6 protein-coding genes and 1 pseudogene are annotated in these 11011 nt (G+C 42.0%); 6 read left to right on the plus strand and 1 reads right to left on the minus strand.

Annotated elements, in window-relative coordinates; all coding sequences use genetic code 11:
- Positions 1-410: 410 nt before the first annotated feature.
- From PBA01S_RS23275 to PBA01S_RS21780, 5 genes and pseudogenes are all read left to right on the plus strand, one after another.
- Positions 411-978 (plus strand): annotated as a pseudogene (locus PBA01S_RS23275) (group II intron reverse transcriptase/maturase); the annotation flags it as partial.
- 638 nt (positions 979-1616) lie between these two features.
- Positions 1617-2891 (plus strand): class I SAM-dependent methyltransferase, encoded by a 1275-nt coding sequence (locus tag PBA01S_RS21765; protein ID WP_164744232.1) that lies wholly within the window; start codon positions 1617-1619, stop codon positions 2889-2891.
- Positions 2892-4862, plus strand: coding sequence for an ATP-binding protein (locus PBA01S_RS21770; protein ID WP_127576720.1), 1971 nt, complete (start codon positions 2892-2894; stop codon positions 4860-4862). It begins immediately after the preceding gene.
- Positions 4863-5594: 732 nt separating this feature from the next.
- Positions 5595-7670: an McrB family protein gene (locus PBA01S_RS21775; RefSeq protein ID WP_255315414.1), complete on the plus strand. Its 2076-nt coding sequence runs from the start codon at positions 5595-5597 to the stop codon at positions 7668-7670.
- Complete coding sequence (locus tag PBA01S_RS21780; protein WP_127576721.1) at positions 7642-10029, plus strand: DUF2357 domain-containing protein; 2388 nt, start codon at positions 7642-7644, stop codon at positions 10027-10029. The genes PBA01S_RS21775 and PBA01S_RS21780 overlap by 29 nt, the downstream gene beginning before the upstream one ends.
- A 91-nt stretch (positions 10030-10120) precedes the next feature.
- Here PBA01S_RS21780 and PBA01S_RS23280 read toward each other — a convergent pair whose 3' ends face one another.
- Positions 10121-10486, minus strand: a complete 366-nt coding sequence (locus PBA01S_RS23280; RefSeq protein ID WP_307719285.1) for a CopG family ribbon-helix-helix protein — start codon at positions 10484-10486, stop codon at positions 10121-10123.
- A gap of 49 nt (positions 10487-10535) precedes the next feature.
- Between PBA01S_RS23280 and PBA01S_RS21790 the strand changes: the two genes are divergently transcribed.
- Positions 10536-10982: a hypothetical protein gene (locus PBA01S_RS21790; protein ID WP_127576722.1), complete on the plus strand. Its 447-nt coding sequence runs from the start codon at positions 10536-10538 to the stop codon at positions 10980-10982.
- The last annotated feature ends 29 nt before the right edge of the window (positions 10983-11011 follow it).

The raw sequence follows: 11011 nt of genomic DNA on the forward strand, positions 1-11011 counted from the left end.
CGCCCAGCATGGGCATCGTCTTTAGGGTGAAAGTCCCAAACAGGGGCTGGCGAGCGCCTACCGTTAACCAATGATAATGGTGTCTGTCGTGAGGCGGAATCTGAAGGAAGCCGGAGGCAAAAGCACGGGCCAAGGTAAACGAACTGGATTTGAGGAAGGATAAGTCGGATGAGTGGTCACTGCACAACGAAATCCAAAGCCGCCAAGGGCTTGTCCTGTAGACTCCAGTGGTCGCGGTCAGAAAGAGGGGGCCCTTATCTGGGAAGGCCAGCGGGATAAAAAGCGAAGAAACTTCGTAACCATAATCGAGAGGTTGTGCTAAACCCGAAGGAGCCAGCAGAGACCATAGTACGCAAGTAACGGGACGCCGATAAGCAGAAGGGCCGAACCGAAAGGAGAGAGTAACCCGATTGAGTTCGCATGAAGGGCATAGAGACAGCCGAATATTTCAAAAGGGAGCTGCCAACAAAGAGAAGGGAAGCCGCCAGGAGAGTTGAGAGCGCCGAATTCTTCACCGGAGCAAGTCGCCCTTTTCCTCTCGCAAAGCAAGTAACGACTTGTTGGAGCAAATGCTCGAAGGAGGAAACCTACGACTCGCCAATAAGCGGGTCGTCCAAATCGGAGGAGCTCCCGGTGACAGAGTAACGGTAGCAGAGCTACAGGCTTACCTAAACACTCACTGGGGAACGGTGAAAAATGAACTTCTAACGGGAATGTATAAACCGTTGCCCGTCAGGCGGATGGAAATCCCCAAACTCGGAGGCGGAGTAAGGCAACTCGGAACCCCAACCGTGATGAACTGCTTCCCCAGCCCTTCTGCAAGTGATGACTCCAATCTTCGATGTTCACTTCTCCTGGTACAGCTACGAGTAGAGAGCACACGATGCTGTAAAACAAGCCCAGCAATATATCCAAAGCAACCTGCGATGGGGCGTGGATATGGATTTAGAAAAGTTCTTTGATCGGGTAAACCGCGATTCGGGCACTCGGAGTGTCAGAATAGGCCTGCCATGTCATGGCCAATACCTGGCGCGGTGCGTGAGAAATGTCACGAACACAAATAGCGCCCTTCCGACTTCCTACTGGGAAGTGAAAGGGCTGAAGACTTTACTTTATCGTTATCTAGAGCCTTGTTTAATCTTTTGGAAGCACCCGCATTTACGGTGGTGTCTGAGGACGGGGGGTAGCCGCCCCTCCTACTCGATTGGTATCCTTGCGGGCTCGAAATGCGATGAAGACTACGAAGAGTCCGAAGAGTCGTAGCATGCACTCAATTCTACCGTAAAGTTGGCAACGTCGAATGAAATCATTAACAATTTGAATTAGGAAATGAAATTTCATTGCAGTACTTGAATAAGTGTGTCTATCAGAACATCAATTCGGATAGTTGAGAGATTTAATTGAAAGATGAACGGCATTAGTTCTCCACTTGTTTGCTATAATCCAGGTGATTATCTAGTACTTAAGACACAAAAATTAGATAATATAGGCAGGAATGGTGTGAAGATATGTAGAATATTAGACTTTAGTGATGGATTGTGTCGCTTCAGTATACGCTATTGTACACTTGGACATAGACTGTATGCTAGGAAGCAAATTTGATAGGGGAAATGACAATGAGTGTAAATACCTTAGTGGATAAACTGAAAAGTTACTCAGATGAATATTGGGATTTTACAGGTTATAGAGATAGAAAGGCCTTAATTAAATATCCCGCAATGATGGTGGCACCAATGCAAGAGCAACTGTTACAAGATATTCTGGAGTTCGATACCAATATCAGAAATATTCTCGATCCTTTCGTCGGATCGGGTACAGTACTAGCTGCGGGAGCGAAGCATAATTTAACTACATATGGAATTGATATTAATCCTTTAGCAATATTAATTACACGAGTAAGACTAGAAGGTATTCCACCAATAAAAATCAGAGAGAGTATTGCTCAATTAAAAAGCCATCTCTCTCTATTTTTAGGGAACATAGAGATGCATTACTTCAATAATATTGACAAATGGTTCAGGAGTGATGTCATCGCTGATTTAAGCACAATAAGAAAAGCTATTGTCCAAGAAAAGGATATCAATATACGAAGGTTTTTTTGGGTTTGTTTTGCAGACACTGTACGAAAATACAGCAATACTCGTTCGACTACCTTTAAACTGCATGTTAAAGAAGAAACTAAGATTAAATCAATGAAAAATGATTGTATAGAGTATTTTGTCAATAAGATATCTACGTTATACAGTGATTACGTAAACGATCAAGAGACTATAATTACTAACCTTTATACAGGCAATGCGACAGACATCTTAAGAAACTTCGAGAGTAATAGTATTGACCTGATTTGTACATCTCCCCCATATGGAGATAATCATACAACTGTAACATACGGACAGTATTCGATTCTACCGCTCTTATGGATTGATGTAAATGACCTGGACTCATTTGATATGTCAATGCTCGATAAGTTCACTGCAATTGATAGAATGAGCCTAGGTGGGCATTACAACTTAAATAATTTTTCTGTTGAAATTGACTTTGAAGACTTGATTTCCAACTTGAGTTTGGAAAAGGCGAAAAAGGTGAAGTTCTTTATTAATGATTATTGTAAGGTATTTGTAGAATTAGCGAGAGTCCTAAAAAAAGATAAGAAACTCGTGTTAACTCTAGGTAATAGACGAGTTGACAATAAGGAATTTCCTTTTGATGTTTTGAATGATAGGCTAGCTGAAAAATATGGATTAGTGGAAGAAGCGGTCTTAACAAGAAATATCCAAGGTAAGAGAATGCCCATTAGAGTATCAAATATTCCCAATCATGGTGCTGTAAAATCAATGAGTAAAGAGTACGTTAAAATATATAGAAAAGTGTTAGAAGGGAGAAGTGAATGAATGAGTGTGGTGAAAGAAACTCTTCAGATTGATGCTTCAGCCATTGCCGATATTTTGGGGACTGTTGGTAGTCCACTAATCGTTGTGTCCGAGCTAATCAAGAATGCTATAGATGCTTCAGCCAATACTATTAGACTTACATATGATAGAGATGCAAGGTCCATTGCTGTTTTCGACGATGGGCATGGATTTACACTTGATGATATCCAGCAACTTTCAAGACCTGGTTTCTCCCGCAAAAAGGTGAATGGCAACTTAACCAATGCTAAAGGTTTATTTTATACTGGGAGCAAAGGCTTAGGATTGTTGTCAGTCTTTTCCCTCTGCGAAAGCATAACTATACAAACCACTAGTGACAATGATGGTGAGTATTTAATTAATTGGTATAAAGATTCAGGAAGTTATTCTTATGAGAAAGTTATTAATGCTGAATTACATAAAGGAACAAGAATTACGCTGAACAATGTTCCTCAACAAGTATTGGCGCTACTTACTTCACAGGCAGAAATAAAAAAGCTGCGCCATATCTCTACTTATTTGTATAAAAACAAAGTAATTGATTTTCCCGAAATAACTCTTGAAATTGATGGTAGTCCTCCCGCTTCATTGCTTTTTACCACTGAGTTTAATGATATGCTATTTGATGTAGTATTTAGTTATGACAAAGAATCGGAGACGTTGAATTTCCAATGTATTTCGAAAGATGGAGATATAAATGATTCTGTAGTCACTATAACTTCCTTTGATACCTTGAGCATAGAATCAATATTGGACAAGTATTATAGTATTATTGAGACAATAAAGACTCGAACGAATGATAATATTAGTTTTAAAGATCTTGAAAATGTTGAAGGAGTACCCTCCTTTGAGGGACGGTTATTGGTATATGAGAAAAAAACTGCAGGTGGTATGCTTAAGGATCATGGTGCTGGGGTAAATATTTATGTTAATGATTTCGCTATGTATAACTACTTGTCGGAGGAACTTGACTGGCTAGGGTTAGCGGATTTCTCACAACGTAAAAAGGTAACGCGGCTTAAGCCTCATAATGTTTTTGGATTTGTAAATTTGCCATATTTTGATGAATCGAAAGAACAGCTAAAAATATCTAATGAAAGAGCAGATTTTATTCAAGATACAGTATTTGTAAAGTTGATGTATTTGATTAAAGGTGTAATCATGTTCATGATTTTAAATATTGATGTAGCTAAGAATAACCCCAAATATAAGAGACGGGCCTCTTCATCAACAACATCTAATTCTAGTAGTGATAGTAATTCAGGTGCGAATAACCAGTTGGGGACGAACGTTGAGGTAAATAACGGTGAGGACAGAAACTCAGAGAGTCATTTGCAACTTGAGGAACCTGACGAAAACAATAACTCTAAAGAAGGTAAACAATCAAACAAAGAGTTTGACGATAGCGCTAATAAAGATGACACACATGAAAACACTAGTAATAAAGATGTAGAGGACGATCAAGAAGATAGCTATGAACCTGAAACTGTTTTTAAACCTCAGCATAAGAAACGTAACAATCTGACTTTTACTTCTTCAGAAGGTCAATTGTTTGATTCATTGAAAAATACTGATGATTTGGGCAATAAAATATATCAAACTGTATGTGAACTAAGTAAGCTTAACGTTTTATTCTATCCCTATGCGACGGTTTGCTTGTATCGGACATTATTAGAGTCTGCAACTCAGTACGCTTCAAAAAAACTTGGATTACAGTACCAGGAAACAGCCCTTCCATCTTCAATCACCAAAGTGTTGAACAAGTGGGGGGCCACACCAAATACTTCAAAGGAATTTAAATCTAACGTTGGTCTTTGGAGAGATCTTATTAATAAGAGGAGTCTATTAGACAAATTAAATTTATACATTCATAATGTTACTCCAGTAGATGTTGATTTAATTTTGGACACATGGAAGTCAATGAAGGGCTATATTCGTGAATGCATTAAGTAGCATCCGAAATTTGTATGCTTTTAGTTTCATATTTCTAAACTTCTTAAAGAATAACAACAATACAGCGGGAGATTTACCGGATTGAGGAGTTCTTGTAATTGGAGAACCTTAGTTCTGCGATCTAATTGTCTAAACTTCCTCTATGTAGACGAATAGAATTACCGCATATCGTTTTACTTTGTCTACAAGAAAACCGAGCCGTTAATTGGCTCTAGCCAGGAATAGATGCTCAAGAAAATCTATGAATTATTAACCTTACGCCACTAACGGTCTTACTGTGTAATATTGATGGATCTCGTCTGCAATTAGAGATAAGTGATAATCGTATAGTGAAAGAATATGTAAATATCACCGTTATCGTCCCGTAAGTTGTAATTGACGTAATAAGGTGATTATTGCTAGTTGGAAATTAAGTTAGAAGGAGAGCTCTATAGCCTTATCTTTGTCTAAGAGGCTAGCGATGGATTTGCATAAATTCACTATTTCATGTAACTGATAATCAGGCTGACACAGAAAAAACGTTTCCTTCTAAGAGATTGTCCTTTAGTAGTCTGAGTACTACTTTTGACAATCTCATTTTATAAATTCTTACAACTTAGGATATAGTATTGCAATAACATTAAGTTGAAAATTATAGTAACACTAACCATCAGAAACGAGGGTCAACATGCTCACTCAAGTTAGAAGCTGGACACATGATGATGCAGTTCCCAATCTCATCGGTAGAAAAAAGTGGACTGGTCTATTTTTGAATATGGGTCGACGATACCAAATGAGTTTGTGAAATTCTTCAATGAAGCCAACGGTGGAGAATCGGTTGAAGTCGGCAAAGGAAAACAGCTCATCCTTATTTATAATGGACTCAATTATCAGGCCTCTTTAAGAAATGTTGATCAAGTAAGTGCAGGAAGAGCTACTTTTCAAATACGTTACCACTCTCCCGAGATTAAAGAGCTTATGAAATCTGTTTTCAAAACTTCCTATGACTATATCCTATCGCAAAAACCTCAGGATCATGGTAGCAAAAAGCAAGTACTAGTTCCAGAAGAATTAGCGGAATACATCGAGTTTTACTCCACAGGTGAACCATTCAAGTATGAGATGAAACTGATCCCCTCCACGAGCCCCAAATCCCCTAACATTTGGTGGGTCAATCAAGGTTCAACTCTTAATGCAGAAAGGGAAGAAGGGATACTGTGGGCACCTTTGTCTGGCAAAGGAGGCCGCTCGCAATATCATTGGGATACGATGGATGAAGTGCGAAAAGGGGATATCATCTTACATTACGCGAATGGATCATTGCGCTTTGTAAGTAAGGCGATTGAAGACCCTGTACATGCTCCAAAGCCATCCTCAATGGCAGGATCAAATTGGGAGGAGGAAGGGAGACTTATTCGGGTGGAGTATTTCTCACTTGAGCCGAATATTCCATTGAATAATTTTTCTCAAGAAATACTGAAGTTGAATATTAATCAGGGACCAATCCATTCAGGTGGTGGGGTAAAGCAAGGTTATCTATTCCGGTTCACTATCCCGGGGTTGAAAGTCATCCAGGATCAATCACCTCAAGTAAAATGGCCAGATTTTACGTTTATAAAGGAAGATTACAATATGGATGAGGTAGTAAAAAGTCCAGCTCTCATTGAGGATAGAGATGTAGTGGAAGTTCTAAGAATGATCAAAGCGTATATTAGCCAGAAGGGTTTTAGTTACCCGATGCACCTCATCGAGAACTTCTACCTCTCCCTCAAAACCAAACCTTTCGTCATCCTAGCTGGCGTGTCGGGAACCGGGAAAACCAAGCTAATTAAGCTCTTTGCAGAGGCGATGGGGGCGACCTCGGAGAATGGACAGTTTACGCTAATTCCGGTCCGGCCGGATTGGAGTGATCCGTCGGATTTGATTGGCTACAGTGACTTGTCCGGTAAGTTCCGTCCAGGGCGGGTTACCGAGGTGTTGTTAGAGGCATCCCAAAACCCGAGCAAACCTTATTTCATCTGTCTGGATGAGATGAACTTAGCTCGAGTAGAGCACTATTTCAGCGATATGCTCAGCATTTTGGAGACTCAGGAATGGCGCGACGAACGTATTGCTACCGCTCCAATCCTTCACAGCAGCTCGCTCGTACAGGATGAGGATCAAGAGATATATGGCAATCTTTCGATCCCGGAGAATGTGTACTTGGTCGGAACGGTCAATATGGACGAGACAACGCACCCTTTCAGTAAAAAGGTACTCGACCGGGCAAATACCATCGAATTTAATGATATCTTTTTAGATAAGTTTCCTGACTTGGAGTTAGGGACGGGGCCACGTCCAGAGGCAACGCCTAATCGGTTCCTAAGAAGTGATTATCTGCAGCTAGTCGATGCCTATGGTGCGGATTCCAAGGATTTGATTCGAAGCACGACCGAAAAGCTAATGAAGATCAACAGCATTTTGGAGGAGATCCATGCGCATGTTGGTTTTCGCATTCGGGATGCGGTGTGCTTCTATATGCTCTATAATCAACGGTTTGGATTGCTGGCCGAGGATGAGGCGTTTGATCACCAGTTGCTCCAGAAAATACTTCCTCGCATTCAAGGCAGCAGCGCTTCGATCCGGAGAGTTCTTCTGAATTTGATGCGGGAGTGTGTGGATTCTTCTTTTACCGTCAATGAGTATTTGGAGGACACGACCTCATTGTTCGAGGGCGATAAGCTCAAACCCCTACTCGATCGGGCCAAGTATCTGCGTAGTGCAAGGAAAATCGCTTCGATGTTACGGAGGCTAGAAGAAGATGGATTCACCTCTTACTGGTTATCGTAATGCGCCAATAGAGTTACTACGCATAGAGACGAATCTGTTTGATTTGTATATCAAAGGGAAGCCATTTCATCCGACCGTCGAAACGATGCAGCTTCATCGGCAAGAAGGGGATGTGTGGGTGGATGCCCATTTCCAAATCGATGTCCCATCTCCGAAAGTGGAGATGACTTCGATTGAGGTCTTTTCTCATCAGACGATGGATCTTCAGACTTGGAATCCGGGCGATCCGGCAGAGCCTCTGTTTTTTGAAACACAACCTTATGAATTCGTGGTGGAGAAGAAGCAGGAGGATCTACCAATCGTATTTTTCCATGAAAATCTTCACTTACGTCAAGCTGTGAAACCAATAGGGAGTCGTGGCCGGATCTTGTCCGGGGTACTTAACTTTCAAAATGAGGTTGGCCTGTCGGAGTTGGAGCTTCGCTTGCATGGCGAAGTGATCTTTAAGCTGCAGCTTGAAGTGTTTCCGTCCAAAATGGACTACAAACGCGATTACGAAGTGATTTTGCGAGAGGTGAATGAGCAGATTTATAATCTGTCTTTTGACTTTCTGCGTAAGACGTTTCATCTTACCGGGTTAAGGGAGACACGACATCAGAGTGTGACGGAGTTTTTTACGATATTACAGCAGGTTTTTGGGCAGTTGACCCAAGGTGTCGACCGCATCAAAAACGCTCCCCACTACAAAATGCGCCGTGAACCTCATCTTGTGGAAGCATCGAAGGCGAAGCGGGTAGGGAAGGAGAATATCGTTTTTTTGCGCAAACGGCCAGAGCTGTGTGTTCCTGGGCAGGAGCTACCTACGCATGTGCTTGAGACCCGGCGGTATAGGGACTTCGATACGGCAGAAAATCGATTCATCCGCTGGGCGTTACTGCGCATCACTTCGAAATTGAAAGAGCTACGGTCCCACGCAGCAAGGAGAGAAAACACGGACCCTGTATTGCTGAAGAAAACCGACGTGATGAGTTCGCAGTTACAGCGGCTGTTGAGGCAGGATTTTTTGCAAGTCGGGGATATGAAGCAGGTTTCGCTATCCCTGGTCCTACAGATGGCTCCGGGGTATCGGGAGGTCTATCGGATTTATCTCTTGCTGATGAAGGGGCTTTCGATCCAAGGCGATCTATTCCGGTTGTCGATGAAGGACCTGGCGCAATTGTACGAGTACTGGTGTTTCCTGAAAATCCATGATTTGATGCGGCGAAAATATGAGCTGGTAAGCCAGGATCTGATTAAGGTGAACCGGAGCGGTCTATTTGTGACGTTGAACCAGGGACGGAAGGCGAAGATGGTGTATCGGAATCCGCGAAATGGAGAGGTGTTTACCCTCTACTATAATTCTCTGCCACCGGGAGACAGCCACACTACGTTGGCACAGAAACCGGATAATGTGCTGACATTAAAAAAGAATGACGCGGCGATTGAGTATAAGTATATTTTTGATGCCAAATATCGCTTGAATTCAGCCTATGAGGGGACGCCTTACTGGAAGAAGTACAAGCAGCCAGGTCCTGAAGAGGAAGACATCAACATAATGCACCGCTATCGGGATGCGATTGTGTACCAGGATCAACGGAACGGTGATTACGAGCGGAGTATGTTTGGAGCGTATGTGCTTTTTCCGTATCCGGATGAGGTGAAGTTTAAGGAGCATCCTTTTTACAAAAGCATTCAGCTCGTCAACATCGGGGCGATCCCGTTTCTGCCGAACACAACCGGTCTGATGGAACAACTGCTGGATGAGATCATTCAAGACAGCCCGGAGAAAGCCTATGAACGTTCCACTCGCCCCAGCGGGACGAAGGAATATTACTACAATAAGTTTGCGGGCAAAAATGTCCTGGTGGGTTCTCTCAGGGAGCCTTCCCAGCTGGAAATGGCGCTGAAGCTCCGTTTTTACCATATGCCGTTGAAAAATATCGTCGACCACAAGCTGCTGACTCAAATCGAATACATCGCGATGTGCCAATCTCGCAAGAAGTTCCAAGGTCCCGGGAATACGGGGATTCATTGGTTTGGTCGCGTTCTGGATTGGAAGGTGGTCCGGAGAAGGGAAATCACGGAACGGCCCGCTCGGCCCGGGACGGAGGAGGAGTTGTATGTTAAGTTTACGATCGAACGGTGGGAGCGGCGGGACAAGCCCATTGCGCTAGGTGGACAAGGGATATATACCTGTCTGTACACGAGCAAGTACATGTTTGATCGAGCCAGTGAAATTGCGGAATTGAAGCTGGAGAATGAGGAAGACCTGCGGGAATGGCGTGAAGCACGTCGACTTGGTAAGGTGAAGGTGCAACTGGATCACAGCGATGTGGATTTGGCAGAAAAAGTGGTAGGGATTCGGGTGGAGGAATCCTAGGAACACTTCTGAAATAAATATCTTGAAGCAATGAAGCCCGCTCGTTGAGCGGGTTTTTGCTTTCAAGGTTATATGATTGAATTTACATGAATTAATCGTTTGTGGAATCGATAAACTTAACATTCTTAAGGGCATATTCCAACGCCATGTTAATGATTTCGTTCCGAGAACGATTGCTCTTCCGGGCAAGTTCATCTAATTGTTCTTGAAGGATTTTTTCAATGCGAATGGACATTGTCACAGTCTTGTCTTCCCTTGGAGTTATGATGAACTCATCATTGCTCACACGAATCACCTCACATATCAGTATAGATAGAAAGTGAGGAATTATAACATAACACAAAATGTATTTAGTAATGAATACAAATTGCAATATAGTAATAATACATATATAATTACAAACATGATGAAACGACTGAAATGACCCTCTTGCTGCACTCATACTATGCAGAAGCATTCGTTATTTTTGACCCCGGGGCTGTAATTCATGTTAGGAGGCATCATTTATGGAAATTATTTTAGAATCAATTCCAGGTGGAGCCTTATTCTTTGATGAATACATAACCGACTTGTTTAAAGTGAGATTTTATCTGGAAGAGCAAAAAATCGTTAGTCCTATTTACGCTTATGGTCCAAACTCAGAAGGTAAGGAATTCAAAACTGAACTCTGTTTGAGCAGCTTACTACCCTATGTAGATGACGTTAGGATTAAAAGAATTTTATTAGAGATCTTGATATCGGATGCAAGATTGCAATTGAACTCCTATGAACAGGAACTAAACACAGCAAGTTCCGAAGAACTGGCGAAAATATGGGAACCCCGCGATAAAAGCAAATGGTGGACACTGTTATATCTAACAAAAAGAGAAGTTCTGCATTACAGTAAATACGATGCACAAAGGAAACTTCATAAATACGAGAAAATGCTAAGTGAATTGTCGGATGAGTTTTAGTTTCTTCACGTATTGAATGGCTTCTTAAA

The sequence above is a fragment of the Paenibacillus barengoltzii NBRC 101215 genome (genome assembly GCF_004000745.1).
GTDB classification, from domain to species: domain Bacteria; phylum Bacillota; class Bacilli; order Paenibacillales; family Paenibacillaceae; genus Fontibacillus; species Fontibacillus barengoltzii.

Coding starts and splice junctions, on each gene's coding strand:
- PBA01S_RS21770 (WP_127576720.1), top strand. CDS start 2,892: ATGAGTGTGGTGAAAGAAACTCTTCAGATTGATGCTTCAGCCATTGCC.
- PBA01S_RS21780 (WP_127576721.1), top strand. CDS start 7,642: ATGGATTCACCTCTTACTGGTTATCGTAATGCGCCAATAGAGTTACTA.
- PBA01S_RS23280 (WP_307719285.1), bottom strand. CDS start 10,486: ATGCTTCTGCATAGTATGAGTGCAGCAAGAGGGTCATTTCAGTCGTTT.
- PBA01S_RS21790 (WP_127576722.1), top strand. CDS start 10,536: ATGGAAATTATTTTAGAATCAATTCCAGGTGGAGCCTTATTCTTTGAT.
- PBA01S_RS21765 (WP_164744232.1), top strand. CDS start 1,617: ATGAGTGTAAATACCTTAGTGGATAAACTGAAAAGTTACTCAGATGAA.